This window comes from Acinetobacter sp. CAU_H_S170_2 (assembly GCF_058890445.1).
Map to the genome: position 1 here is coordinate 56,728 of NZ_JBZYAE010000001.1, position 26,763 is coordinate 83,490.

Here is a 26,763-nt window from a genome sequence, read left to right on the forward strand (position 1 = left end):
CGATGGCTGAATTAAATTCTCCTTTAACGCTCGGTGCGTTAGAGCTCAAAAACCGTGTCATCATGGCGCCGCTGACCCGTAACCGCGCAACTGCTGATCGCGTTCCAACCCCAATGATGGTTGAGTACTATGCGCAACGTGCAAGTGCTGGCCTGATCATTTCTGAAGCTACAGTGATTTCTGAAGAAGCCAATGGCTATTTGAATACTCCAGGATTGTTTACCGATGCTCAGGTCGAAGGCTGGAAAAAGGTCACTCAAGCGGTTCATGAGAAGGGCGGTCTGATTATTGCCCAGCTTTGGCATGTTGGTCGTGTATCGCATCCGGATCTGTTAAATGGTGAAACACCAGTCTCTGCAAGTGCAGTACAACAGGCGGGTCATGTCAGCTTACTACGTCCAAAACGTCCTTATGTATTGCCACGTCCTTTGGAGGTTTCTGAAATTCACGCGATTACCGAGCAATATAAGCAAGCCGCGATTCGTGCTAAAGAAGCCGGTTTTGATGGTGTGGAATTACATGCTGCCAATGGTTATCTGATTGACCAGTTCTTGCAAAGCAAAACCAATCAGCGTGAAGATGAATACGGCGGTTCAGTGGAAAATCGTACACGGTTCCTGCTAGAAGCAACTGATGCACTGATTGAAGTATGGGGCGCAGATCATGTAGGGGTGCATTTTGCGCCGCGTTGTGATGACCATGACATGGGCGATGATAATCCACGTGAAACATTTGGCTATGCCATGGAGCAGCTGGGCAAACGCAAGATTGCCTTCTTCTTTACCCGTGAATATCTGGCTGAAGACAGTATTTCTGAATATATGAAAGAGCGTTCTGGTGGAGTGCCTTATATTGCCAATATGCAACTGAGTCGTGAAGATGCAATTCAGCTGTTGGCATCAGGCAAGGCTGATGCGGTGTCTTTTGGTAAGGCGTATATTGCCAATCCAGACTTGTATGAGCGTTTACTGCAAGATGCACCACTGAATGAACTGAAACTGGAAAATATGATTGGAACGGGTGTCGCTGAAGGCTATGTGGACTATCCGACTTTAGCTGAAATGGAAACTGCTGCGGTTTAAATTGCTTTTCCGTTCAATTCGCGACAAGATAACAGCGCAATTCATGGGATAATATGAGTTGCGCTGTTTTATTTTTGCATTAATTTTTGGAGCACGTATTTGGCTACTCCTTTTTGGTATAACGCAGCACTTGCGCTGATCAAACCGCTGTATAAGTCTAAAATAAAAAAACGTGCAGAGAGTACAGAACAATTTCAACAAGAATGTCTCGAACGTTTCGGGCCCTTTCAACCGGTTAAAAATCGCCAAGCGATTTGGTTCCATGTGGTGTCGGTGGGTGAAACCAATGCAGCGCAGCCTCTCATCGAGCATTATTTAAAAGCGGGTCATCCAGTCTTGGTGACCAATACCACCAAAACGGGTCAGGCGCGGGCCAAATCACTATTTTTAAAAGCACCGTATCTAGATCTGTTCCAAGCTGTATATTTACCTGCGGATCAAAAACCTTTAGTTCGTCAGTTTTTCGCATTGTATCAGCCCAAACTTTTGGCTTTGGTTGAAACTGAACTCTGGCCGAATTTAATTGCCCAAGCGGGGCAGAGTCAGGTGCCATGTATCTTGATTAATGCACGTCTTTCTGAAAAATCAGCCAAAGGCTATGCCAAAGTATCTAGCCTTACGCAGCCGATGTTACACGGACTAGATCAGCTTTTGGTACAAGATCAGGCAACTGCAGAGCGCTTTATTCAGCTTGGTTCAGTGCCATCGCTAACACAGGTGGTGGGGAGTATTAAGTTTGATATTCATGCGCCAGAATCGTTTGTCAAACAGGCAGCTCAGCTCAAGCAAGAATGGTCACTCGCTGGGCGTAAGATCATCACTATTGCCAGTACTCATGCACCCGAAGAACAAAAACTGTTAAGCGCGCTTAAGCCGTATTTGGATGCACAGTCTGAACTGTTGTGTATTGTTGTACCGCGTCATCCAGAACGTTTTGATGAGGTCTTTGCTGCTGTACAGAGTCTAAATTTAAATACCACTCGCAGGAGTACGGGACAAAGCATACAGGCGGACACCCAAGTCTATTTAGCCGATTCGATGGGGGAGATGTGGTTATGGTATGCCTTATCTGATGCTTGTTTTGTCGGGGGATCACTAAATGAACCGGGTGGCGGACATAATATTTTAGAGCCAATTGCGTTACATGTGCCGACGGTTTTGGGCAAAAACTATTTTAATTTCCAAACCATTGTCGATGAATTTGTACAAGCCGATGCAGTGAAAGTTGTTGAGGATGCTGAACAAGCTGCCGTGGTGTTGATGACACTGTTAGATGATGCCGAGCAGGCGAGTACACTGAATCAATCTGCACAAAAGATTATGCAGTTAAATACGGGCTCTTTGAAAAAGCATATTCAAGTGATTGATGCTTATTTATAAAACTTGAGTGAGTTTGTCATTACTACAAATACTGTAGATTTTATGGATGGCTTTGCGTAGGTGGTTCTTACTTTTCAAAGATGAAAAGTAACGAAAATCTTTTGCTGTGCTAAAGGTACATCCTGTACCTCAGCACAGCGGGCGGCATCCTTGTCGCCTTTCACGATGACATGTGCTGATGAGGCCTTCACTGTTTGGATTTTTTCTATTTATTATGAATATCGTTCTGTTAGACCCGCGCCAAACTGAATCTGAACTCTGGTCCATTAGCGTCAAGCGTCAGCTTGAACATTTGCATCATCATTTAGAGTTGAAAGCCGGTGATACGTTAAAAGTAGGGATACAAAACGGAAAGCGTCATCTTACGCAAGTGGTTGATGTTTCTGAAACAGCTGTACGTATAAAACCCTTATATGAAGAACCTGTACCAGCCAAACTGCCAGTGACTTTAATTGTCGCGATGCCACGCCCTAAAGTTCTGCGTCGTTTGATTATGGATGCGGTGACTTTAGGGGTTGAAAAAATCATTTTGCTGCACAGCTATCGGGTTGATAAAAGTTATTGGCAAACCCCGTTCTTACAACAGTTGGATCAATATGTGACTTTGGGGCTAGAGCAGGCAGGTGATACGGTTGCGCCCAAAATTGAAATTTATAAACGCTTTAAGCCTTTTGTTGAAGATCAATTGCCAAGCTTAATTTCAGCCGATTGTCCTGCTTATGTGGCACATCCTTATAGCGATGCCAAAATGCCTTTTGCGATTCAACATCCCTGTACGATTGTGATCGGGCCGGAAGGTGGATTTATCCCTTACGAAGTTGAACTACTTGTAAAAAACGGCTGTCAAGCGATGAGCTTAGGCAGCCGTATTATTCGGACTGAAACCGTGATCCCTTATGTTTTAGGACGCTTATTTAGCAGTTGAAGTTTCTGTCGGGTAGCTGTCATTTTTTGCGACGCGAACTTCTTGAACTGGGTAAGGAATAGAAATCCCTTGCTCAGCAAAGGCCTGAACCACATATTCTTGTACTGAACTGATTGAGCCAGATACCGTGGTTTCTGTGGTGTTGACCCACCATTGGACTTTGAGGTTCACTGAAAAATCTGCAAGTGCAGCGACGTTCACGCTAAAACCTGGTTGACTTAAAATGGTCGTATCTCGGTCTAAAATGCCTAAAATAATATCTTTGGCTTTTTTGATGTCATCTTCATAACCAATACCGACCAAGAACTCGCAGCGACGACGTGGATAGGCGGTGTTGACAGTGACCGCACTGGTATACACAGTCGCATTCGGAATCACGATACGACGACCATCTGGCGCACGTAAGTAAGTGGCACGAATTTGAATATCTTCAACGTTGCCTTCCATACCCGAGACAATAATGTCATCGCCAATCTTAAACGGTTCACCCAGTAAAATCAGGATTCCTGAAAGTAGGTTTTGGAAGATGTCTTTAAATGCAAAACCAATCGCAACCGAGCCAATCCCCAAAGCACTCATCAGCTGACCAGGGGTGAAACCCGGAATTGCAATCACCATGGCAATCAGGAAGCCAATAAAGACGATGGCCGAACTGCCGACACGGTTCAGGACAAGGACAAGGTTTTGCTTGGTATAAGAACGATCAGACAGTGCTTTACGAACAAAAAGTTTAAACAGCTTGGAGAGCAAATAAAAAATGACGAAGGTAATCAGCGCAATACAAAAATAAGGCATACGCTCCCAAAAACTATCGACAAATTTGTCGATGGTGGAATAGGCGTCATTATATTTTGCCGTATGTGCAATTACACTTTGCGTGGTTTTTGCTGTTGCGTCATGTAGCATCTCTGACGTACCTTGAGCAACCTCGCTCAAGGTATGGGTTTGTTCTGACACTGGTGCTCCAATCGCTGAAAATTTGGCATATTTTGCCTGAAAATTGTGTGTATTTAATAGAGAAAAGCGTATGAAATTATCGCATTCTGGGTGATTGATAGACGGATAAAAATCTATCGCTGTGTTTTTTAAATGCTTGAGTTTTGGAATGAAGGCGCTGAGCCATGCTTCTATGTATGAAATAGCGCAGCCTGAAGTGTAACAATCTGCTTAAAAAAGCCTAGCTGGAGCGACTTTACTGAGTTCAGTTTTGTTCATGTTACGGATTAAACACAGGATCTTGTTGAAAGATCACTATAAAATGTGTTTTAAATTGTAGAAATAATATACGACCAAAGCCGTGTTGATCTGTTTAAAAAACAATCGTCATACTGTGGTTATGCAGTCCAATAATAAACCAATAACTGTGGCATGAACTCTCGCGATGAGAGTCAGAATATAAGGAAGTATGATATGAAAGAAGTCTATCCTGTACCTGCTGAATTTGAAAAAACTGCGCGCACCAATGAACAAGAATATTTTAAACGCTATCAAAAATCGATAGAACAACCTGATGAATATTGGGCTGAACAAGCTTTGAAGCTCGATTGGATCAAGTCTTTTAGCCAAGTTAAAAACACCAGTTATGACAAAGATAATTTTAAAATTGAATGGTTTGCCGATGGGCAGTTAAACCTAAGTGCCAACTGCCTCGATCGCCACTTAAAAGAGCATCCGTATAAACCTGCCATTATTTGGGAAGGTGACCATCCGTCACGCCATAAAATCATTTCCTTTGCTGAACTGTATGATGAAGTGTGTCGTTTTGCCAATGTCCTGAAAAAGCATGGTGTGGTGAAGGGTGATCGTGTGGTGCTGTATATGCCAATGATTTCAGAAGCAGCCATTTCGATGTTGGCCTGTGCCCGAATCGGTGCCGTGCATTGTGTGGTGTTTGGTGGCTTTTCACCTGATTCATTGGCGAGCCGAATTGATGACAGTCAAGCCAAAATTGTGATTACCGCAGACTCTGGAATGCGCGGGGGGAAACCCATTCCGTTGAAAGAAAATGTAGACGCGGCATTAAATTTATCTGGGACAGACTCGGTACAAAACGTGATTGTGGTGCACCGGACAGGCAATCCAATCAAGCTGAAAGAAGGGCGTGACTTGTGGTATCACATGGAGATCATGACCGTTAACGAGATTTGTCCACCTGAACCGATGAATGCTGAAGATCCCCTATTTATTTTATATACCTCAGGTTCAACGGGTAAGCCCAAAGGGGTGCTGCATACCACAGGGGGTTATTTAACTTATGTGAATAGTACCTTCCGTGAAGTGTTTGACTTAAAACAAGATGATGTTTTTTGGTGTACTGCCGATGTGGGCTGGATTACGGGACATTCTTATGTGCTGTATGGACCCTTGTCGAATGGAACCACAACAGTGATGTTTGAGGGGATTCCACAGTATCCAAGTTGGGCACGTACAGGGCATATTGTCGACAAACACAATGTGACGATTTTATACACGGCACCGACAGCGATCCGCGCCATGATGCGTGAAGGGGATGCCTTTGTCCGTGAGAGTGATCGTAGCAGCTTGCGTTTAATTGGTTCCGTCGGAGAGCCGATCAACCCTGAAGCATGGAATTGGTACTACACAGTAGTGGGAGAAAGCCGTTGCCCAGTGGTGGATACTTGGTGGCAAACGGAAACTGGTGGAATTTTGATTTCTCCACTTCCGGGTGCTACACCACTTAAACCCGGGTCTGCAACGCGTCCTTTATTTGGAATTCAACCCGCTTTGGTCGATGCAGAAGGCAACGAGTTAGAAGGTGAGGCTGAAGGCAATCTGGTGATTAAGGATTCATGGCCGGGACAAATGCGAACCATTTGGGGGGATCCTGAGCGGTTTATCGAAGCGTATTTTGCAACCTATCCGGGAACGTATTTCACGGGCGATGGTGCACGCCGTGATAAAGATGGTTACTACTGGATCACAGGACGGGTAGATGATGTGCTGAATGTGTCAGGGCACCGTTTAGGTACGGCCGAAGTAGAAAGTGCTTTGGTGGCACATGAGGCGGTGGCTGAGGCTGCGGTGGTGGGAATGCCGCATGAAATCAAGGGACAGGGAATTTGTTCCTTTGTCACTTTACAAGCGGGCACAGCGCAAACGGAAGAACTCCGTGCAGAGCTGATTCAGTGGGTAAGAAAGGTGTTGGGCCCTGTGGCGACACCAGATGCCTTACATTGGGCACCGTCTTTACCCAAAACACGTTCAGGCAAAATCATGCGCCGTATTTTAAGAAAAATTGCGGCGAACGAGTTAGATAGTTTGGGCGATACATCGACGCTGGCTGAACCGCAAGTGGTCGAAGTGTTGATTAAAGAAGTATATCCAAACGGATAAAATCAACCTAAAAAATACCGTCTTAAGCAGACGGTATTTTTATTTTGACATATTGATGGAATACATCAGGTTGCTGTATACAAATTTGTAAGTGCGAGACGTTTAGAAATTAAAGAGTTCTAACGCTGATGGATGCTTTCCAAAGTGTCGACCATCGTCCGTGTCATCTGATCAATTTCATAATTGACGGCATCGCCGACTTGTACCGATGCCCATGTGGTCAGACGCAAGGTTTCAGGAATCAAATCAACTGAAATTTCATGGCTGTTACGATCAACACGGTTGACGGTGAGACTACAACCATTCAGACCAATAAAACCTTTTAAGAAAAAGTATTTGATATTGCCTTCTGGAATGTGAAGATCCACATGCAGAGTCTCGCCGTGACGGCTCAGCTGCTTTATTGTAGCCGTTCCTTCAATATGTCCATACAAGTTATGCCCCCCATTTTCCATCCCGACTTTGGCTGAACGTTCGATATTCACCTCATCACCTGCCTGTAAAGTGCCTAAAGTGGTCAGGCGTCGAGTCAAATCTGAGACATCAAAATGGACTTGACTGGCGGTAAGATCGATGTGCGTTGCAGTTAAGCAGGTGCCATTGATGGCTACACTTGCACCGATGAAGACATCGTGAAAAAAGTTGTGTGTATTTGAAACTACAAGGGTGCTAAAACCGTCGCCTTGACGGACATCTAAAATTTTCTCTAAGCCTTGTACGATACCTGTGTACATCGGAAGTCTTCCTAATTCTGGGGGTATGTTTAATGTAAATGATCTACAACTTGATGTGGCATTATTTTGAGTTGAGATGTGCTAAAGCTGTATCTTTAATGGGATTTCGACGCCAATAAAAGGGCCGTAAAAATCGGAGCAACAGACGTAAGGGCGTCATCCATACGATTCGACTATGGCGACGTTTATTCTCTAAAATACGTTGAGCCAAATAGCGACAGACCACTTCGGGAGGATCGATAATAAACAAAAAAAGCCGTTTCATTTTATTCCAGTGCTGAACATCGCCATTTTGCCAAGAGGATACCAGTAGGTCGGTTGCTACCATTCCGGGACTGAGTGTGCCGACTTGAATGTTGGTCTGTTTGGTTTCTTTAAATAGGGCTTGACTAATAAAGTAACCTACGGCACGTTTGGTGGTGGCATAGACGGTCATGCCTGCACTCCATTCGCCTCGAGTACCCCAACCTTCCATATTGAAAATTTGACCATAGCCTTGTGCCAGCATGCCGTTTAAGGCCACTTGTGAGCCGAACATACTGCCTAGAATATTGGTCTGAACCACAGTCTGTATGTCTGCTGCTGCGAGATCTTTAAAGTCTAGTGTCGCTGTACAACTGCCTGCATTATTAATCCAAATCTGATCAGCACCAAATTGTTGAATGGCTTCATCCCAAAGCGTTTGTAGTTCATGAATCTGCGTGACATCACAAGTGACGGCATGAATCAGCGCAGCAGGAAAGCGATGCTGTAGCTGTTGCAGGGTGCTGTGCAAATCTGTGCTATTTCGGCCAGAAATCACGACGGCTTGTTGCTGTTCCAAGAAGGCTTGAGCTAAACCCAAGCCGATACCTTTAGAACTGCCTGTAATGACGATGCAACCTGATTTTGAATTCATATTGAGCCTTTACTTTGTGAATGAAAGGACGTCGCTTCTTGGTTGTGAAGCATGCAATAACAAATGGATAGACTGATCATTGCAAGGTTCATAGCCACGGGATTAAAAGCACGAATAAGACTGTCTGGTATTAGAAAAGCGACCAGTGCGAATAAAAATACTAAGCTAAAGATACTGAGGTAATGCAGATATTTACTGGAATTAAAGAGGAATAATAAAGCAAAAACACACTCAAGCACACCTGAGCCCTGACCTGCCAGTTGGGCCTGTGTGTAGGAAAGCCCAAAAGTTTGCCAAATGGCAATCTCATCGGGATTGATAAAAAGGATTTTAGGAATTAAACCTTGATAGCCCCATAAAAAGGCCAAAGAGAGATTAATGAATTTAGAGGGTTGGCTGTTGTTCATATAAAATGGTTATTTTTTACTTTGTGCGGATTATACACCAATAAAAAAACCCTCAAGCCGAGCCCTGAGGGAAGAATAGAGTCACCTATCATTATTATTTTTTAGTTCGTGTCTGCTGCTTACCGAGCTAAGCAGATTTGGCAGTCTCAACGGATTGCTGCTGAGCTTCCAACTCACGAACCAATGGCAACACTTTGGCACCGAAGTATTCAACTTCTTCGATAAAATGTAAAAAACCTGAAAGGATTAAATCCACACCAACGGCTTTTAATTCCACAATACGTTCAGCAATTTGGCGTGGTGTACCAATCAAATTGGTTTTAAAACCATCATTGTATTGAACCAAATCTTCAAAGGTCGATTTGGCCCAGTTGCCTTCACCTTCCAGTGTTGCTGCACCCGCTTCACGGGTAGCATCGCCAAAGGCGTGTACCGCTTGAATATTGGCTTTATCAATAATTTCTTGCAGAACCGTTTTCGCTTCTTCCTCTGTATCTCGAGCAATGATGAAAGCATTGACCCCAATTTTGACCTGATGGCCATTCTGTTGGGCTTTTGCACGAATATCATCAATCTGTTTTTTGAGCTCCTCAGGGGTATTGCCATTGGTAAAATACCAGTCTGAAACTCGTGCAGCCATATCCCGTGCAGCGCGTGAACTGCCGCCTTGGAAAATTTCAATATGCGGCTTTTGCACAGGTTTGGGTGACAAGGTGTAGTCTTTGAACTGGTAGTATTTTCCATCAAAACTATAGTTGTCTTGGGTCCAAACACCTTTTAATGCACAAATAAATTCTTCTGAGCGAGCATAGCGTTGGTCATGTTCAGGCCATACTTCACCAATAGCATCAAATTCGCCGCGAAACCAACCACTAACCACATTAATCGCAATACGTCCTTGGGTTAAGTGGTCGATGGTTGCAAGCTGTTTTGCGGCAAGCACGGGTTTCCACGGGCCAGGTAAAATAGCGGCAATGACTTTGAGTTTGCTAGTTTTGGCTAAGATACCGTGACTAAAGCTGACCGACTCATGTTGGTTTTCTGCGTTATAACCCGCAGTAAAACGAATCTGGGTTAGAGCATAGTCAAAGCCATTTTTTTCCGCAGCCTGCGCTAAACGGACGTTATAGTCATAACTCCAGTCTGTGCGCTGCTCAATATTACTCACCACTAAGCCACCGCTGACATTGGGAACCCAATAAGCAAACGTAATATTTTTATTCTGTTGTGACATGTGAAAACCCTCTCAATGCTTTTTGCGTTAAGCGACCTGTGGTTTGGCTTTTTTCTGATGCAAGCGAGACTCGGCTGCATCTAAATTTGGAACTGCGGCTGAAGGCATTACATCGTCTTGTTCGATTTGCGTGTTGATACCCAAGTTCTGATTGGCAAGTTGGGTCTTTTCTTTCACCACTTCTGCACGCTGACCTTTGGCGGGTGCCCATTCTAAGATGGGTAAAGCACGAGCTACGGCAAGAGTAATGCGATCTCGTAATAATTCACTGTGGATGGTATACGCTGGGGTAAAGTCTTTGTCTGTGGCATAGACCCCAATAGGTAAAGTTTGCGCTTGGAAGAAACTGAATAGTGGGCGAAGTTGGTGTTCCAGTACCAGTGCATGACGTTCACTGCCACCTGAAGCTGCAAGTAGGACTGGTACATCCACCAGCGCCGTTTGCTCAACAAAGTCGAAAAAGTGTTTGAATAAACCAGTAAATGAAGCACGGTAAACTGGTGTTCCAACAATCAACGCATCGGCAGCTTCGACCGCGGCTAAGTCATCTTGCACACGTTGTGGCAGTTGGTTGCGGTAAATCGCGCCACCGAGTAAATGGCCAATTTCGCTGAATTTAATGAAATGTACATTGATTGGGGTTGCATCGGCCAGTTCATTTAATATTTCTTGTACCAATGCCTCAGTTTTAGACGGGGTATTTAAACCGCCTGACACAGCGACAATATTGAGTGGTTTTTGCAGTAAAGTAGACATAAGGAAAGCCCTAAAGTGTTGTATCTCGGAATGGGCTTATTTATCTAATATCTGCATTTGGTCTGTAAAATAAAGAAATAGCGTTAAGTTATCTGATTTTCAGATATATCTGTTGATGCTGAAAAAGACTATCTAAATTTTTATTAAATGGTTGTATTTTTTATATATATTTAAATTAAATAACCTTTTTCGATGTGCTGATAAATTTTATATCAAAATGTGATTAGTTATTTATATTTCAAGATCGACTTGGAATTGAGGCTATTTTTCTGAATAAAGCGTGATAAAGTGAAAAAAAGTTAGACTTTGCATATCCTTATCGGCACTTGTATGGTTAGAATAGTCAAGACTAGTGCACTCGAAATCTCTCGTTGCTTATGAATATATTAATCGTTGATGACCATCCGCTGTTTCGCCATGCGTTAATCCAAGCTGTTCGTTATAGCTTACCGCAAGCTCAAATTCATGAAACAGCCGCAGTAAACGAGTTTTATGAACGCCTTGAAAAAGGTCCTGAACCTGATTTGGTGCTATTGGACTTAAACTTACCAGGTGCTTCAGGTTTTTCTGCATTGGTACACGTTCGTGCCCAGTATCCATCATTACCGATCATTGTCGTTTCAGCGCATGAAGAGACGTCGATCATTCAGCGTTCAATTGCGCATGGAGCGATGGGGTATATTCCAAAGTCGGCACATCCAAGTCATATTGGCGAAGCAATTCGCGAAGTCTTAGATGGTGAAATTTGGTTGCCACCAAATTTACCCGCTAACATGAACTTTGACCCACGTGCTGCCGATGAAACTGCACTGGCTGAGCGAATTCAATCCTTAACACCGCAGCAGTTCCGTGTTTTGATGATGGTGGCAGAAGGTTTGCTGAATAAGCAGATTGCTTATGAACTTGATGTTTCAGAAGCGACGATTAAAGCGCACGTGACTGCGATTTTCCGTAAGCTTGGAGTACAGAACCGAACTCAAGCGGTCCTTGCGATCAATGCTTTAAATATTGAAGAAAAACGCATGTAAGCTGATCTATTGAATTAAAAAAAGCGCTGAATCATCAGCGCTTTTTTTCGGTCTTAAGTTTAAGCCAAGCAGTTTTGTTTGCTGGTGACATCGGTACAAAATAAAGGATTTAAAGCGCATTGCAAGTCATCAATTTGCTCTTCAGAGACATAGCCCTGTTGTTTCAAATAAGCGGCAACGCGGTCATCGCGCAGACTTAAAAAGGCTGCGTCATACACGCCAAGATCGACAAATAAAGCCGCCGTTTCCAAGCTGTTGAAACGGTCTAAGTAGATTTCGTTGTCATACATGAGGAAAATATGGTCTTGTGTTCCTTGCGCATCAATACTTAAGCGATCCGCCAAGACTTGCGGTGGTGTTTTAATAAAGAGCAGATCCGACAATTGGTCAAACTGGGTGGTGTCGAGTTGATCCTGATCGGTTTTGACTTTACCGAGCCATGCTTTAAACACCAAAACTGCACCGCCGCGAAGGAGCATGCTCCAAATTTGATGGCGCACATCTGCACTGAGTCCGCTGGATTCGGCTTCCAATGCCAGCAAGAACGGGTCTTCTTGTTGCTGAAGTTTTTCAAATAGACCTAAACCTTGCGGTTGGTAAGCCGCGGGGCGAAACACATCAAAGTCGAGTTGTTCAAACACTTGTAATGCGAGGGGAATAGCGGTGTGATACAGCGTATCTAAGGCCTGAACATGAGTCTCTTTGAGTCTACTTTGTTTAAAGAGTTCGACCCAGTCAATACTGGGTAAAAAGGCATTGGCACTATACTGGCGCAAAAATTGTTGTGATTGATCTGAGCCATGTGGCATTGCTTTAGAAATGTTCATCATAAAACTCCAAGAGAAGGATGATCAGTTTCTTCAGCGAAGGAAGAGGTATATAGGTAGAAAAACTGATCTTTTCTTAGTCCTAGTTATCTGCCAATCCCCTGTGGAGATGAATACGACTAAAGTCGTATTTTGTGTTTTTATGCATATTTAGTTTAAATAAAACAAATACTTGAAAAATTGTAACTAAGTATACAAGTGTTCACTAATGTAAGTGGTGTATTTTGCCATAGTAAAAATGGATGTGTAATTTTTAGTCAATATTATTGGGCTTCAAAGAGCTGAAAATGAGCACTTTGGTCGAAACCTTTAAAACTTTAGTCAGTTTGCCGTATATACAGGGCCTAAAAAAGACAAAAACCCAAGTCATATGGCTTGGGTTTTGTGAGTAAATGTAGTGAATTTATTCAGGATTTGAAATTTTTAAACCCGATAACCATGCTCGTAAAGAAGCAGGTTTTAATGGTTTTTTCAACAGCACGATATTCATATCTTTGACCCGTTGTGGCAGTTCAGGATCTGAGTCTGCGGTAATCAAAGCGACAGGTACATTTTCTTGGCGATTGGCCAAAATAAAGTCCAAACCAATTTTGTCATGATTTAAGTGCTGATCGACTAACCAGACCTGAATGTTTTCTTGTTGAATCATCTCAAAAGCTTGCTCAGGCTCGGTTGCCTTAAACACTTGATAGCCCCATTTGGTGAGTAAAGTCGACATCCCTTCTAAAATGGTTTCGTCATTGTCCAAGCACAAAATCTTATAGGCTTTGGTTTTGAGTGGTACCGCTTGTACAGGCGCTGCTACGACTTTTGGTGGGGCAATGATTGGTACTTCAATCATAAAGCATGACCCTTTGCCATACTCTGAATAGACATGCACTGGGTAGTCGAGCAGGCTGGTCATCCGCTGTACGATGGCCAAGCCCAAGCCAAGCCCTTGCTCACCCCATGGTGAGGTATGACCACAGCGCTCAAACTCTTGGAATAGTTTAATCCGTTGTTCTTCTGCAATCCCGGGTCCTGTATCCCACACTCCAATTCGAATATGGCGTGGTTTGTCCGTGGAGCGGAGTACACCCACCACCACTTTGCCTTTGGCGGTATATCGTAGGGCATTACTGACAAAGTTTTGAATAATACGGCGAATCCATTGTGGGTCGGTATCTATCCAGAACTGAGCATCATGTACGCTGAAACGAATACCGCGCTGTGCTGCAATGGATTTAAACTGCAATTCGAGGTCACTGAGTAAATCATGCAGCGGATAAGCCTGACGGTTGGGTTGAATGGTGCCACCTTCAAGACGGGCAATATCCAACAGGGCAGACAACATACTTTCTGCACCGTGTAAGGCACGATCAAGCTGTTGTAAGGTTTTGCGGTCTTCTTCACTTTGTACGCTTTGTTCTAAAGCTGTACTGAACAGACGCGCAGCATGCATCGGTTGCAATAAGTCATGACTGGCCGCGGCAATAAAGCGGCTTTTCGACATATTGGCTTTATCGGCTTGTTCACGTGCCAGTTGTTGTTCAGTCAATGCATCTGCTAACTGTTGAGTTCGGTCTTGGACACGCGCCTCCAGCATGGCTTCATTTTCACGGAAGGCGGTAATGTCGGCGAAGGTGGTGACAAAGCCGCCGCCTTCAATTGGATTGCCACGCATTTGAATGACACGACCATCTTTACGAATGCGTTCAAACTCGTGCGCACTACCGACTTGCATCCAGTGCATCCGTTTCCGTACATGTTCTTCGACCGAACCCGGGCCACATTCGCCGCGCTCTGCGTTATACCGAATCAAATCCGAAATCGGACAACCGACATAGACAATGTCTTTTGGATAATCAAACAGTTTTAAATATTGGTTATTCCATGCCACCAAACACATATTTTCATCGACCACACTCACCCCTTGGGTCATGTGGTCAATCATGGTCATGATCAGGTTTTGATTAAAACGTTGCCACTGTGAGGCTTGGTCTAGAATGTTTGCCACTTGCCCCAAAGCGAGGCCATTGTTGACCATTGCGGTGGTGAGCAGGGTACGCGCCGATGCAGCACCAATAGTGCCTGCCAAATATTGTTCGGTAAAACGCCACCACATGCCGTTGGCATTGCTGTTTTCATTCAGCACTACATTGTTCTGGGCACAGAACTGTTGGAAAGCGCGCATAGTTGCACCATCACCAGTAATCCGTTTGGCTAAGGTGATTAAATCACCAACTTTTAAACGTGCAACATCGTGATGAATGTAGTTGATGTCTGTAGACGTGCTCTGTGTCGGCAGTGGCTTAGTTTCATAATAGAAAAAGCTTTCTGCTTGAATTTGTTCGGCCACGCTGGGGCGGAAAACGCGGGAAATCCAAATGTATAAAATAATATTCAGACCGAGTGCCCATACCACCCCATGAGTGAGTGCGGCAAAGGATTCAAAACCGAGCAGGGCTTCAGGACGTAACCAGTTAATGCCCATGGGCCCGACATTAAGAAAACTTTCGGTAAAGTGTGAATATTCAGTAGGCAAACTGCGCAGCACAGTCGGTAACAACAGGGTGTAGGCCCACATGCCAAAACCAGCCAATAAACCTGCATAGACGCCTTGTTTACTGCCGCCACGCCAGTATAGACCACCAATGAGGGCAGGTGAGAACTGAGCCACCGCACTAAAGGCCAACAAGCCAAAGACTGAAAGTTGGTCAATGTCATTAAAAAAATGGAAGAACAAAAAGCCCAGTAGCATGACGGCTAAAATACAGACCCGGCGGGTAAATTTAAGCACCAAGGGTAAGCGTTTATCATGGCGGGACAGTAAATTGGTACGCCATAAGGCAGGCATGATCAAGTCATTACTGAGCATGATCGACAGGGCCACTGAAGACACCAACAGCATACCGGTAGAGGCAGAGAAGCCGCCTAAAAAGGCCAATAGGGTTAACCAGTCTTGGCCATAACTTAAAGGCAAAGACAAAACCGCGACATCGGGGATCGCTAAGTAACCTGGCGTTGCATGCAGTGCCCAACTGGCAATCGGGATAATAGCAATGATGGTTAAAACTAAATAAACTGCGAACCAGCGCCGTGCCCCACGAATATGTTTTTCATCACGTAATTCGACCACAGCGACGTGGAACTGACGCGGTAAGCAAATGATCGCAAGTCCAGCCAACAAGGTTTGAATCCAAAATGTATCGGGTACACCAATGAGTTGTACTTGATGGAAAGTCTCTGCGACATCTTTGGAAATTTGATGGATGTTTTCAGGTGCAGCAAACACGAAAAAGAGCGCGACACACAGCAAAGCAAACAGTTTGACAAAAGACTCGAAGGCAACCGCCAACATCAGACCGCCATGCTGTTCTGTATTGGCAATCTGTCTGGTCCCGAAAATCATGGCTAAAATGGCCAAAATACCAGTGAGGAATAGCACGCCGTTGGTGGTTGAGGCGATGCTGCCTGCGGTAGGTTCTAAAATCACCGCGGCACTGAGTGCAATGGCACGTAGCTGCAGGGCTAAGTAAGGAATAATCGCAATGACGGCGAGGATAGTCACCATTGAGGCCAAAGGCCCACTTTTACCATAGCGTGCAGCGACAAAATCGGCAATCGATGAAATAGCATGGTGCTGACGGACGCGGCCTAAACGACGCCAAATGTCATAGCCCAGTGCGACGAAAAGTAGTGGGCCAAGGTAGATCGGCAGAAAGATAATGCCTTCACGAACTGCTGCACCTGTTGCGCCATAAAAGGTCCAAGATGAACAGTAGACCCCTAAAGTTAAACTAAACAATAGCATGCGCCCACGCGTGCTCAGGCGGCTGGCGTGTTTCTCACCAAAAAAGGCGCAGATAAAGAGTAAGACGATATAGAGGGCCAATACCCCGATAATGAGCCAGCTGTTCATTTTACCTAAAGTTTTTCCATCATCTCGGCCATCATAGCGCATCTGGGATAGAGGCTGCTGAGCTTGTTTAAAATTTACAGACCAAAGTCTAAATTACAACCCATACAGAAGCTTGCTACTTTAGCAAATGTAATAATTCGAATTAAAAAATTGTATCTACGGTTGGATACAGACAGGAGTATGGTTATGGATGAGAGACAAGTAGAACAGATTCTACAAAATCCCAAATTCAAGGAAATGGTTAGTCGTAAAAGTAAACTGAGCTGGACACTGACAACTATTATGTTGGTTGTATACGTTGGTTTCATGTTGTTGGTCGGCTACAACAAAGAATTTTTAATGACTTCAGTCAGTGGTGGGGTGACCACGATTGGCATGCCATTGGGTCTAAGCATTATTGTATTGTCTTTCCTTTTATGTGGTGTGTATTCGTATATCTCGAATAACAAACTCGACGCATTAAATGAAGAAGCAATGCGTGAAGTCGAAGCCATTGCGCAAGAGAAAGGACAGCACTAATGAAATGGAATTCATTGAAAGCGCTTACAGTCGCTGCTATCGCACTGTTGACTTCGAGCCTAGCACTTGCAGGCCCAGATTTGGGTGAGGCTCAACAACAAGCGACAAACTGGCATGCAATTATCATGTTCGGTATCTTTGTCGGATTTACTTTACTCATCACCAAATGGGCAGCAAAACAAACCACCAACACTGCTGACTTCTACACAGCAGGTGGCGGGATTTCAGGTTTCCAAAATGGTTTAGCGATTGCGGGTGACTATATGTCCGCAGCGTCATTCTTGGGAATTTCCGCAATGGTTTTCAGTTCAGGCTTCGACGGCTTGCTGTATTCATTGGGTTTCATGGTTGGTTGGCCAATCGTATTATTCTTGGTGGCTGAACGTCTACGTAACTTAGGTAAGTTCAACTTATCTGACGTAGTGTCATTCCGTTTAGCGGAAAAACCAGTGCGTACGCTTGCAGCAGTGAGTTCATTGGTTGTCGTTGCATTCTATCTGATCGCTCAGATGGTGGGTGCAGGTCAGCTGATCAAACTCTTATTTGGTTTGAACTACAACATTGCTGTAGTGATTGTCGGCCTTCTGATGATGGCTTACGTGATCTTCGGTGGGATGTTGGCAACGACTTGGGTACAGATTATTAAAGCTGTGATGCTTTTGTCTGGCGCGACATTCATGGCTTTCATGGTGATGAAAGGCGTGGGCTTCAGCTTCTCTGAAATGTTCACCCAGTCAATTCAAGTTTTCTCTAAAGTACATGACATTTCTTTAGCAGAAGCGGGCAATATCATGGGCCCAGGTAAACTTGCAGCGAACCCAATTGATGCCATTTCTTTAGGTTTGGCTTTAATGTTCGGTACAGCGGGTTTACCACACATCTTAATGCGTTTCTTTACCGTTAAAGATGCTAAAGAAGCACGTAAATCAGTGGTTGTTGCAACAGGTTTCATTGGTTACTTCTACCTTCTAACCTTCATCATTGGTTTTGGTGCGATCCTTTATGTATCGAACAACCCGCAGTTCATTGATGTCGCGAAAATGGCAGTAACTGGCAAGCTAGAGCTTGTTGGTGGTAACAACATGGCAGCGGTTCACTTGTCTGATGCATTGGGCGGTGACTTGTTCATGGGCTTCATTTCAGCAGTGGCGTTCGCAACGATTCTTGCTGTTGTTGCAGGTCTGACCTTGTCAGGTGCTTCAGCAATTTCGCATGACTTGTACGCAAACGTATTCAAGAAAGGTCAAACGACTCCTGAATCTGAACTTCGTATGTCTAAAATCGCGACTTTAGGTCTTGCTATTTTTGCGATGATTTTAGGGATTCTGTTCGAGAAACAAAACGTTGCTTTCATGGTCGGATTAGCATTCTCTGTAGCAGCATGTGCGAACTTCCCAGTTCTTGTACTCTCAATGTTCTGGAAAGGTTTAACCACGCGTGGTGCGGTGATTGGTGGTGTAGTGGGTCTAGCGACTGCAGTAGTACTTATTGTCTTGTCTAAAGCCGTTTGGGTAGATACATTCGCAATCTCTGAAACGCCAGTAAATCCATTCAATGGTCCAGCGATCTTTGCAATGCCATTGGCGTTCTTCTGCTGCTGGTTGTTCTCTGTGACTGATAACTCAGCACGTGCACAAGCAGAACGTAAAGCATTTGATGCGCAGTATGTACGTTCACAAACAGGTATTGGTATCTCAGGCGCTTCAGATCACTAATCTGAACCTGAACTAAAAAAGCCTCATTCATTGGGGCTTTTTTTATGGTGTTGATGCTCCTAACTGTGTCAGCTTTGTATATTGAAATGCATAGATCGTGACATTCAGTATTCAAGCAGTACTCAAATTGTTGGACAAAATGAATCGACTGACACGAATAAAAAGCATCGGTTTCAGTGGCTATTCATGCTAAGTTAAAAAAGCGAGAATAAGAACCAATCAAACTTGGCTTTAAAAATAACAGGCTGCATATGCAAGTATTTGTCGAATTTTGGAAAGGCTTCCGTCTACTGCCTTCAGCATGGTTACTGCTGTTGCAATTTATTATGCTGATTTTGGCACTGTTGAGCAGCCATAGCTTGTCCTTACGTGTATTGGTTTGGGGCTTAGGTGTTTTGGTCCTGTTACTCATTGCCAAGGTCATTCGTCAAACCCCCGTGTTTACCATCCTCGGGTTGAGTTTTGTTGGTGGGGCATTGTTCTTTTCCTTACTGATTTTGCTGGGTGCTCGAGATCCAATGCTGTTGGTGATTAGTCATGCCTTTGAGGCGATGGCCTATTTTATTGCGGCCTATGGCTTGCTGCGCTATATGTTTGCAGACCGTTATTTGACCAAAGATGAGCTATTTGCTGCAGGGGCAGTGTTTACGCTTATTGCATGGGGTTTTGCCTTTTTATATAGCATTTGCCAGATTTTAGAACCCAATAGCTTTTTAAATCCCAATGTGGCGGGCGCACAGTCATGGCTCGATTTACTTTTTTTAAGTTTTAGTTTGCAGTCGGCGACAGGTTTGTCCGATCTAATGCCACTAACACCGCTGGCTCGTATGATTGCGATGTTACAGATGTTTTGTGGGGTGATGTATTTGGCTTTAGTTGTCTCACGCTTGATTGCCTTGCAGTATATTCAGCATCGCCCCAATGATCATAAAGAAAATTAAACTGTTACAGGATTCGCACTGCCTTATTTTCCAACATAAATTATGATGGAACAGAATCGTTAAATTTTAAGCTATTCATTCTTCACTCTTTATTAGACTCGTCTAATTAACCATTTTGGTTATATCTTTGTACTAAAAATAATTTTCTGGGGGAATTATGCCTTCCATAAAGCCATCGCTGTTTGCAAACATCAAACGGAATGTATTTCTCAGCACTGTCGTGATTCTGGTGCTTTTTCTGGCCTTGATTCTTTTTGACCCAAGTGGTTTTGAGGCTTTAACCAAACATTTAAATCAATGGATTATTGACTCATTTAGCTGGTTTTACGTTTTATCTGTCGCGTTATTTCTGATCTTACTGATCTTTATTGCACTCTCCGATATGGGGAAAATCAAACTCGGCCCCGATCATAGTCTACCTGAATATAGCAGTGGTTCTTGGTTCGCCATGCTGTTTACTGCAGGGATGGGGATTGGTTTAATGTTCTTCGGTGTCGCTGAACCCGTGATGCACTATGTCAACCCGCCCACGGGAGACGGGCAAACCGTAGATGCCGCACAACAAGCGATGCGAATCACCTTTTTCCACTGGGGATTACATGCATGGGCCATTTATGCACTTGTGGGCTTGTCACTCGCCTATTTCTCTTTCCGACATAATTTGCCTTTAAAGGTTCGCTCCGCTTTATATCCTTTGGTGGGCAAAAAAATCTATGGTGCAACGGGAGATGCGGTTGATACCTTTGCAACCTTAGGCACCATTTTCGGGGTTGCGACCACACTTGGTTTTGGGGTGACCCAAATTAATTCGGGACTGAATTATCTTTTTGGCATTCAGCAAAGTATTGGTATTCAGGTCGGGCTGATTATTTTTGTCACTTTTCTAGCTTCGCTCTCAGTCGGGTTTGGTTTGGACAAAGGTATTAAACGGCTGTCTGAATTGAACTTAGTGCTGGCAGTGGTTTTACTGTTATTTGTGTTTTTTGCCAGTTCTTCTATTTATATCTTACAAACCAGCATTCAAAATGCAGGGCAATACGTATCCAATCTGTTCACGATGACTTTCAACCTCTATGCCTATCAACCCAATGGTTGGATTGGCGGTTGGACCATTATGTATTGGGCCTGGTGGATTTCATGGTCGCCTTTTGTTGGAATGTTTATTGCCCGAGTGTCTAAAGGTCGAACCATTCGCGAGTTCATTGTCGGGGTGTTGTTCATTCCAACAGGCTTTACCCTGATTTGGATGGGCTTCATGGGGAATGCAGCGCTGTTCAGTATTATTCAAGATGGGCACACTTCTTTAATCTCAGCGGTACAACAAGATTCATCCGTCGCACTGTTTGAATTTTTGACCCATTTACCTTTCTCTCAAATATCGAGCCTGATTGCGACCGTTCTGGTGGTGCTATTCTTTGTGACTTCTGCCGACTCAGGCTCATTGGTGATTGATTACTTAACCGCAGAAACAGAAAATTCACCCTTGTGGCAACGGCTATTTTGGACCATTCTGATTGCGTTACTGTCGATTATCTTACTGATGGCAGGCGGACTTTCGGCCTTACAATCGGCCACAATTATGAGTGCCTTACCCTTTACTTTGATTATGTTACTGGTCTGTTGGGGCTTACTGAAAGCACTGCGTTTGGATGTCACCAAAATGCGTGCACTACAAGATGCACGAATCACGCCACGTGCGATTCAAAATCCACGCAGTTGGCAACAGCGTCTAGGTCTGATTATGCATTATCCACATACCCAGTCTGAGGTCGAAGAATTCATTCGCCAGCAAGTACAACATGCTTTTTCATCGGTACAAAAGGAATTTCAGCGCCGTCAGCTTGACGTGACCATTCAACCGATTGAGCATGGCTTACAGTTACGCGTAGATCACCATAATGAAATTAACTTCATCTATCAGGTGGTTGCCCGTGAAACCCAGCCACCTAGTTTTATGGCAGATCGACTTGAAGAACAGCAGTTTTATCAAGCTGAAGTTTTCTTAAGAGAAGGTGGGCAGAATTATGATGTGATGGATTGGACTTTAGATGATCTATTGCAAGATATTATTGACCAGTACGAACGTCATTTACATTTCTTAAATTTAGTCAGAGCCACAAACTAAAAAAAGGACGCTTTAAGCGTCCTTTTTTTCTATTCAGTTTCTAAATTGAATTAGAAGCGGAATTTAGCGTTTACGCCAACAGTTTGTGTATCGAGATTCTCAGTATTGTCTTTAGCGTTAGCATTTACATAGCTTGCGCCTACAGCAACTGCTGGAGTGATGAAGTAGTTAACGTTTGCACCCCAAGCTGAATCTGGAGTACCAGCAAAGCTTGATTCAACATAAGAAGCGCCAACACTTAACGCAGGCGTTAAGTAAAGATCAGTTTTTAATTGGTAAGCGGTGTCTTCACCGTAAACAAGACCAGCTTCTAAGCCGAGCGCCATGTTTGTACCGTCGATGTTACCTACGTATTTAGTACGTGCAGTAACCGCGTCTTGATCTTCACCGATCGTAGCAGCTTCACCAACAGCTTTAACCGCGCCATTGCTCATTACGTTGAACGCATCAAGAGCAAATTGGTCAGCAACGCTAGTATAACCTACAGCAACCAAGAAGTTCGGAGCAGCTAAAGCACCCACTTCAAGTGCATAACGGTCGCCATTGTCATCAGGAGTTTCGCTGTTTTTACCATCCAAATGTGTGTGGCTATAAGACGCACTTGCATATGCTGGAACGAATTTAGTAGGAATATACGCTTCAGCTTTAGCGCCGTAGTTGTGTGCGATGAAATCAGTACCGTCAGTGCCTAATTCAGCATAGTTATATGCCAAAGAAACATTTGAAGCTTGGTTTAAAAAAGCAGCTTCAGCTAAAGGACCTTTAGATGAATCAACATCTTTAAAGTAGAAAGTACCTTGTAAACCGCCAGTAAAATCTTTGTCATTTGCATCAGATGCATCGATGTATTCAGATTGACCTTGTACTTCGAATTGGTATGCTTGAGCACCGGTCATGGCTAATAATAAAGCAGTGGCTAAACCGAGTTTTTTCATGATATTTACCAGATTGTTAACATTGGATTAAACTAATGCTATTCTATTGTAACAATTTATTAAGTCAATGAGCTCTAATGGTATTATATTATTGAGTAATTACTCTAGATGTGTTAGAGGTTAAAAATTGCTCAATTGAGTGTATCCATGTCAACCAAAAAAACTTACAGCAGAACAATAGGGTATACCTATTTAGAAAACAGAGAATGCAGGAAAATGAATTGTACTGAACTTGATTTTTAATTGGTAAATTAGATTGAATATATTGATATAAACGGTAAAAAAGTTAAATAAGGTACCTCAAATATAGGCGTTTTTGTGTCCTAAATCTAAAAAACGCCTAAAATTAGCGCAAAAAGCTTGTTTTTTGCTTGCATAATGTACATATCCTCTGAGTATTTGTGATAATTTTCACGCTAATTATAGCGTTGTGTTAATCCATAGTGCTTTAGTTGGCTTTACAAGTGAACGGATTTATTTCATAATGATTTTAGCGAATCATTTAACAATATTGTTGTTTTCTGAGAAGCTAATTCTCCTCAAACAGTTTTTGTTTATCTGCCCAACTTTCCCCAAGGTTGGGCTTTTTTTTATTTAAATTTTCGAGATCTTCTTTTTTCTAATAAAAATCTATTGGAATTTAATGCACAATAATGGTGCGAATTTGAGGCTATATTTTTCATTAAAAACTTTTATTTAAGCAAAAAAAAACCAACTTCTAAAAGAGGTTGGTTTTTTCCGCCAAAATTTGTGGAAAAATTAGAATATTTGCTGAGGATATACTCTAATTCGCCCCAATATTGTGCATTATGCACTTAAATGTCGCATGTGTAAATATAGGCACTTTAAAAAATGGGAATTAAAAATATTGAATGAAATTTACACTAAACATGAATATTATTAAGGATGGATTGACTCAGCTTTCATAGGTGCGTGAAAGTTTAGCCATGATTATTCGGGGATGATGAAATCTTAAAACGATGCAAAACAAAGAATTAATCACTTAAATACACGATATACTGTTCGTATAATAAACAGTTAATTTAGTTTTCTTTTATTTAGGAATGGGGGCGTGGTTGAAGTATGCGAGAAATACGCTCTGAGTATTTGAGTCAAAAGCTGTATATTGCAATGAGCATTATCATTTTGTCATTGTGCAGTCTTTCTATTCCATTGATGGTTAAAAGTTATAATGATTACATTAAAGCCAATCAAGCTTTAATTGAAATACAAGCACTGCAAGCTGTTGCAGACTTGGCCAATAAAATTTCACGAGAGCGTGCGCCAGCCAACAAACTCATGTCGAGTAATCAGCAAGACTTTGCCAAACACGTGCTTGAGTTAAAACTATATCGGCTCACGGTGGATGAGCAGATGCAAAAGACTTTAGATGTTTTAAAGCATTCCAACCTTCCTAATTTAGATTTAAGTTTATTTGACCGTTTAGATGAAGCTTTAACTCAAGGCAGACAGCAGGTGGATGCCTATGCAGCTCTGCCACGTGAGCAGCGCAATGCAGAAAAAATGGATCAGGCCATTTTAGAAATGTTTAATGCTTGGGAGCATAGTCACGATGTCCTAAAAGATGTGATTGCAGTTTCGGGAGGCAAAGACACCGCGATTTCAAACTTTTATACCCAAATTTTATTATTGGCTGACTTACGTGATCAGGCTGGTCGTGCTGCATCCAACGTGATGGCGCATGTGACCTTCGAGCAACCGATTCCTGAAACCAATTTAGCGCGTTCTTTGCAAACCCGTAAGCAAGTCATGTACTTGTGGGAGCTCATTGACACCTTACAGCCCGAGCGTGATAAAACTCAAGAATTCAGAGAGTTGCATCAAGCGGTTTATAACGAATTTTTAGCCAAAGGGTTACTGATCGTTGAACGCTTGATGAATGAAAGTATTTACCATCGACCATATTACTTAACCGGCACACAGTTAACCGAAGCAATCGTTGATAAGTTTTCAACCGTGGTGGAATTGCAAAAGTATTTACTCAAATATAGCGTTGAAAAAGCCACAATCGAAAAGCGTAAAGCGCAAAATGTTTTGCTGATGACGGTGAGTATTTCACTGATTTCAATTTTTGCGGCGCTGTTTACCATGATCTATGCACGCAAAAGAGTGTTTGGTCCGCTTATTCAAGCGCGTGAAATTTTGTTTGATTTATCCCATTCCAGTATTCGGCCCAACCCGATGGATACTAAAGATCAACCCGCCAATGTGTATTCTTTATTTACAGCAATTCAGCAGTTAAAACAGACGCTTCAGCAGCGAGATGCGTTGGAGTTTCGACTCAAGAACATTGCACATTTGGATTCATTAACGGGGGTTGCAAACCGTTATGCGCTGAATGAATACATTAAACTTTTGGAAAATCAGCCGACGCAGTTTTCGGAGATTTGTTTAATGGTGATCGACATCGATCACTTTAAACAGGTCAACGATGTTTATGGACATCTGATGGGGGATCAGGTGATTCAATTTGTGGCTGAAAAATTAAAAGAAAATATTCGGACATCTGACCTACTGGTACGTTACGGTGGCGACGAATTTATTGTGCTGATTGAAAATATTGGGATGGAGTGCGCTTTAAAAATTGCGGAAAAGATTCGTTCTGAGATTTATGAGGTGAAGTCGGTTGATAGCGTCCGTTGCCCTGATTTGAAAGTCAGTATTAGTATTGGGGTCGCAATTGGTGCGACCAGTTGGATGGCACTGTTAGAAAAAGCCGATCGTGCTTTGTTTCAAGCTAAAGAGCAGGGTAAAAATAAAGTGGCGAGTTGATGAAATTCACATCCACATAATAAGTAAAAATATAAATGAATTACTCGCATTCATACGTAATGAATATTTAAATTCTTTGTTTTCAGCGCATTTCAATATTTTATCGTTTGTTTATTTTTTCATTGAGTAGGTGTTTCCTCACTTTTGAATGGGCAAAAGTGACAAAACCCACTTGTTTGACTGATGCTCAGTCCCTTGTGCACAGTCAAACGGGCGACATCCATGTCGCCTGTCATGTGATTGGATTTCAGTTTTGATCTTTGGTTTTTTCAATTAAATAATTAATGAAATTGGTACATGCTACCAACATGAATTTGGCGTCTATATAACTTAAATTAGATTCTTCGAGCATAGCATGGCGGATGTCGTCAGCATCTGATGTATAACCATAGAGTTGACTTAAACTTTTCTTTAGAGCTTCATGTAATCCATATTTATTTTCAATGATTTTTAAAGCTTGACCTAACGTAGCTTTCTCATCCTGAGTTACGATTTTGCAAATGGATTCAACAGCACTAATCGATTCTTTAATTGAATTCCTGTAGTCAGGATGTTGACGATCTGACATTAGTTTTAAAGCTTGATTAAGATGTTGTTGGACGCCTGAGTATAGATTTGTATTTTCTAAAGCATCCTCAATAGATTGAATTTCTTGTTCGGATGTGATTGGGGTAATTTGATAATTAATTACTCTATAAGCAGAGTTCTCAATTTCCAAGCAATCATTCAAGAGAATGATAAAATCCTCTTTTTTTCATCAAAAGGAAAATATTCTATACAGGCCTCAATAAAATTATAAATTTCATACCATTTGTATGTTTTAAAAAATAAAGTGTCAATTTCAGCAATAGTAGATTCTATCGAATATGGGATTTGGTCAATTCTTTTCTTGAAAAAACTATGAAATAGTAATTGAAAAAAGGATTCTAAATTACTTCCAATAATAGGACGACTTCGGGCACCAAAATGGTAAGAATACTTGTTAAAAATACATACTATAATTGCATTCCACAAAGCATTTTTTAAATCTGTATTTATTGAATTCTTCTGAATTATTTCACGAATAGGTTGATAACCATATCTTTCTGAAAAGCGCATCTTATCCCCAATAAATCTAACACTTATTGTCGCTTTTTAATCCTCCCTAACCCTCCTTTTCCAAAGGAGGGAATTCCCCTCTTTAAAAAGAGGAGTAGGGGAGATTGTAAA

The 26,763-nt window shown here is 42.7% G+C and carries 19 protein-coding genes and 1 pseudogene; 10 read left to right on the top strand and 10 right to left on the bottom strand.

From position 1 onward, the window contains the following. The first annotated feature begins 2 nt into the window (after positions 1–2). The 3 genes from AC5EUN_RS00265 to AC5EUN_RS00275 all read left to right on the top strand — a co-directional run bounded on the left by AC5EUN_RS00265 (position 3) and on the right by AC5EUN_RS00275 (position 3,387). On the top strand, positions 3–1,082 hold the full coding sequence (locus AC5EUN_RS00265; protein WP_493352102.1) for an alkene reductase: 1,080 nt from the start codon (positions 3–5) through the stop codon (positions 1,080–1,082). 99 nt (positions 1,083–1,181) lie between these two features. Next, positions 1,182–2,462 carry a 3-deoxy-D-manno-octulosonic acid transferase gene (locus tag AC5EUN_RS00270; protein WP_493352103.1) on the top strand — a complete coding sequence of 427 codons (1,281 nt, stop codon included), beginning with the start codon at positions 1,182–1,184 and terminating at the stop codon, positions 2,460–2,462. Between the two features lie 214 nt (positions 2,463–2,676). Beyond that, entirely contained in the window at positions 2,677–3,387 is a 711-nt protein-coding gene (locus tag AC5EUN_RS00275) for a 16S rRNA (uracil(1498)-N(3))-methyltransferase (RefSeq protein WP_493352104.1), read from the top strand. On the opposite strand, the gene AC5EUN_RS00280 is transcribed toward AC5EUN_RS00275, so the two are convergent. Beyond that, positions 3,373–4,344 carry a mechanosensitive ion channel family protein gene (locus tag AC5EUN_RS00280; RefSeq protein ID WP_004691703.1) on the bottom strand — a complete coding sequence of 324 codons (972 nt, stop codon included), beginning with the start codon at positions 4,342–4,344 and terminating at the stop codon, positions 3,373–3,375. The two genes, AC5EUN_RS00275 and AC5EUN_RS00280, sit on opposite strands and share 15 nt — an antisense overlap. Before the next feature lie 453 nt (positions 4,345–4,797). On the opposite strand from AC5EUN_RS00280, the gene acs reads away from it, so the two are divergent. Beyond that, entirely contained in the window at positions 4,798–6,741 is a 1,944-nt protein-coding gene (acs, locus tag AC5EUN_RS00285; RefSeq protein ID WP_348923864.1) for an acetate--CoA ligase, read from the top strand. A gap of 119 nt (positions 6,742–6,860) precedes the next feature. Here acs and AC5EUN_RS00290 read toward each other — a convergent pair whose 3' ends face one another. The 5 genes from AC5EUN_RS00290 to msuE all read right to left on the bottom strand — a co-directional run bounded on the left by AC5EUN_RS00290 (position 6,861) and on the right by msuE (position 10,770). After that, positions 6,861–7,475, bottom strand: a complete 615-nt coding sequence (locus AC5EUN_RS00290; protein WP_224468062.1) for a riboflavin synthase subunit alpha — start codon at positions 7,473–7,475, stop codon at positions 6,861–6,863. Between the two features lie 61 nt (positions 7,476–7,536). Continuing rightward, positions 7,537–8,373 (bottom strand): SDR family NAD(P)-dependent oxidoreductase, encoded by an 837-nt coding sequence (locus AC5EUN_RS00295; RefSeq protein WP_493352105.1) that lies wholly within the window; start codon positions 8,371–8,373, stop codon positions 7,537–7,539. Next, positions 8,370–8,780, bottom strand: coding sequence for a DoxX-like family protein (locus AC5EUN_RS00300; RefSeq protein ID WP_126034873.1), 411 nt, complete (start codon positions 8,778–8,780; stop codon positions 8,370–8,372). Before AC5EUN_RS00300 ends, AC5EUN_RS00295 begins: the two co-directional genes overlap by 4 nt. Before the next feature lie 127 nt (positions 8,781–8,907). Beyond that, positions 8,908–10,014 carry a dimethylsulfone monooxygenase SfnG gene (gene sfnG, locus AC5EUN_RS00305; RefSeq protein ID WP_493352106.1) on the bottom strand — a complete coding sequence of 369 codons (1,107 nt, stop codon included), beginning with the start codon at positions 10,012–10,014 and terminating at the stop codon, positions 8,908–8,910. Between the two features lie 27 nt (positions 10,015–10,041). Further along, a complete protein-coding gene (msuE, locus tag AC5EUN_RS00310) occupies positions 10,042–10,770 on the bottom strand; it encodes an FMN reductase (protein ID WP_493352107.1) in 729 nt (242 codons plus the stop codon). A gap of 377 nt (positions 10,771–11,147) precedes the next feature. Here msuE and AC5EUN_RS00315 point away from each other — a divergent pair, with 377 nt between their 5' ends. After that, a complete protein-coding gene (locus AC5EUN_RS00315) occupies positions 11,148–11,798 on the top strand; it encodes a response regulator (RefSeq protein ID WP_004691689.1) in 651 nt (216 codons plus the stop codon). Between the two features lie 59 nt (positions 11,799–11,857). Here the strand turns inward: AC5EUN_RS00315 and AC5EUN_RS00320 are convergent, their stop codons facing one another. Further along, positions 11,858–12,625, bottom strand: a complete 768-nt coding sequence (locus AC5EUN_RS00320; protein WP_058870484.1) for a hypothetical protein — start codon at positions 12,623–12,625, stop codon at positions 11,858–11,860. A 403-nt stretch (positions 12,626–13,028) separates the two neighbouring features. Beyond that, entirely contained in the window at positions 13,029–16,526 is a 3,498-nt protein-coding gene (locus tag AC5EUN_RS00325) for a hybrid sensor histidine kinase/response regulator (RefSeq protein ID WP_493352484.1), read from the bottom strand. A gap of 186 nt (positions 16,527–16,712) precedes the next feature. Here AC5EUN_RS00325 and AC5EUN_RS00330 point away from each other — a divergent pair, with 186 nt between their 5' ends. The 4 genes from AC5EUN_RS00330 to AC5EUN_RS00345 all read left to right on the top strand — a co-directional run bounded on the left by AC5EUN_RS00330 (position 16,713) and on the right by AC5EUN_RS00345 (position 21,826). Beyond that, positions 16,713–17,045, top strand: coding sequence for a DUF485 domain-containing protein (locus tag AC5EUN_RS00330; protein ID WP_058870483.1), 333 nt, complete (start codon positions 16,713–16,715; stop codon positions 17,043–17,045). Continuing rightward, positions 17,045–18,760 (top strand): cation acetate symporter, encoded by a 1,716-nt coding sequence (locus tag AC5EUN_RS00335; RefSeq protein ID WP_148825338.1) that lies wholly within the window; start codon positions 17,045–17,047, stop codon positions 18,758–18,760. Before AC5EUN_RS00330 ends, AC5EUN_RS00335 begins: the two co-directional genes overlap by 1 nt. Before the next feature lie 251 nt (positions 18,761–19,011). After that, complete coding sequence (locus AC5EUN_RS00340; protein ID WP_125274279.1) at positions 19,012–19,701, top strand: ion channel; 690 nt, start codon at positions 19,012–19,014, stop codon at positions 19,699–19,701. A gap of 157 nt (positions 19,702–19,858) precedes the next feature. Next, on the top strand, positions 19,859–21,826 hold the full coding sequence (locus tag AC5EUN_RS00345) for a glycine betaine transporter (protein ID WP_493352108.1): 1,968 nt from the start codon (positions 19,859–19,861) through the stop codon (positions 21,824–21,826). Between the two features lie 50 nt (positions 21,827–21,876). Here the strand turns inward: AC5EUN_RS00345 and omp33-36 are convergent, their stop codons facing one another. Beyond that, a complete protein-coding gene (gene omp33-36, locus AC5EUN_RS00350; protein WP_281199356.1) occupies positions 21,877–22,761 on the bottom strand; it encodes a porin Omp33-36 in 885 nt (294 codons plus the stop codon). A 1,083-nt stretch (positions 22,762–23,844) separates the two neighbouring features. On the opposite strand from omp33-36, the gene AC5EUN_RS00355 reads away from it, so the two are divergent. Then, positions 23,845–25,554 (top strand): GGDEF domain-containing protein, encoded by a 1,710-nt coding sequence (locus AC5EUN_RS00355; protein ID WP_493352109.1) that lies wholly within the window; start codon positions 23,845–23,847, stop codon positions 25,552–25,554. Between the two features lie 247 nt (positions 25,555–25,801). On the opposite strand, the pseudogene AC5EUN_RS00360 reads toward AC5EUN_RS00355, so the two are convergent. After that, positions 25,802–26,652: pseudogene (locus AC5EUN_RS00360) on the bottom strand (AbiJ-NTD4 domain-containing protein). Between the last annotated feature and the right edge of the window lie 111 nt (positions 26,653–26,763).

What these genes read in the sequence shown, in the direction of transcription:
- AC5EUN_RS00265 (WP_493352102.1), top strand. Translation starts at nt 3, where the DNA reads ATGGCTGAATTAAATTCTCCTTTAACGCTCGGTGCGTTAGAGCTCAAA.
- AC5EUN_RS00275 (WP_493352104.1), top strand. Translation starts at nt 2,677, where the DNA reads ATGAATATCGTTCTGTTAGACCCGCGCCAAACTGAATCTGAACTCTGG.
- acs (WP_348923864.1), top strand. Translation starts at nt 4,798, where the DNA reads ATGAAAGAAGTCTATCCTGTACCTGCTGAATTTGAAAAAACTGCGCGC.
- AC5EUN_RS00290 (WP_224468062.1), bottom strand. Translation starts at nt 7,475, where the DNA reads ATGTACACAGGTATCGTACAAGGCTTAGAGAAAATTTTAGATGTCCGT.
- AC5EUN_RS00295 (WP_493352105.1), bottom strand. Translation starts at nt 8,373, where the DNA reads ATGAATTCAAAATCAGGTTGCATCGTCATTACAGGCAGTTCTAAAGGT.
- AC5EUN_RS00300 (WP_126034873.1), bottom strand. Translation starts at nt 8,780, where the DNA reads ATGAACAACAGCCAACCCTCTAAATTCATTAATCTCTCTTTGGCCTTT.
- sfnG (WP_493352106.1), bottom strand. Translation starts at nt 10,014, where the DNA reads ATGTCACAACAGAATAAAAATATTACGTTTGCTTATTGGGTTCCCAAT.
- msuE (WP_493352107.1), bottom strand. Translation starts at nt 10,770, where the DNA reads ATGTCTACTTTACTGCAAAAACCACTCAATATTGTCGCTGTGTCAGGC.
- AC5EUN_RS00315 (WP_004691689.1), top strand. Translation starts at nt 11,148, where the DNA reads ATGAATATATTAATCGTTGATGACCATCCGCTGTTTCGCCATGCGTTA.
- AC5EUN_RS00320 (WP_058870484.1), bottom strand. Translation starts at nt 12,625, where the DNA reads ATGAACATTTCTAAAGCAATGCCACATGGCTCAGATCAATCACAACAA.
- AC5EUN_RS00325 (WP_493352484.1), bottom strand. Translation starts at nt 16,526, where the DNA reads ATGAACAGCTGGCTCATTATCGGGGTATTGGCCCTCTATATCGTCTTA.
- AC5EUN_RS00330 (WP_058870483.1), top strand. Translation starts at nt 16,713, where the DNA reads ATGGATGAGAGACAAGTAGAACAGATTCTACAAAATCCCAAATTCAAG.
- AC5EUN_RS00335 (WP_148825338.1), top strand. Translation starts at nt 17,045, where the DNA reads ATGAAATGGAATTCATTGAAAGCGCTTACAGTCGCTGCTATCGCACTG.
- AC5EUN_RS00340 (WP_125274279.1), top strand. Translation starts at nt 19,012, where the DNA reads ATGCAAGTATTTGTCGAATTTTGGAAAGGCTTCCGTCTACTGCCTTCA.
- AC5EUN_RS00345 (WP_493352108.1), top strand. Translation starts at nt 19,859, where the DNA reads ATGCCTTCCATAAAGCCATCGCTGTTTGCAAACATCAAACGGAATGTA.
- omp33-36 (WP_281199356.1), bottom strand. Translation starts at nt 22,761, where the DNA reads ATGAAAAAACTCGGTTTAGCCACTGCTTTATTATTAGCCATGACCGGT.
- AC5EUN_RS00355 (WP_493352109.1), top strand. Translation starts at nt 23,845, where the DNA reads ATGCGAGAAATACGCTCTGAGTATTTGAGTCAAAAGCTGTATATTGCA.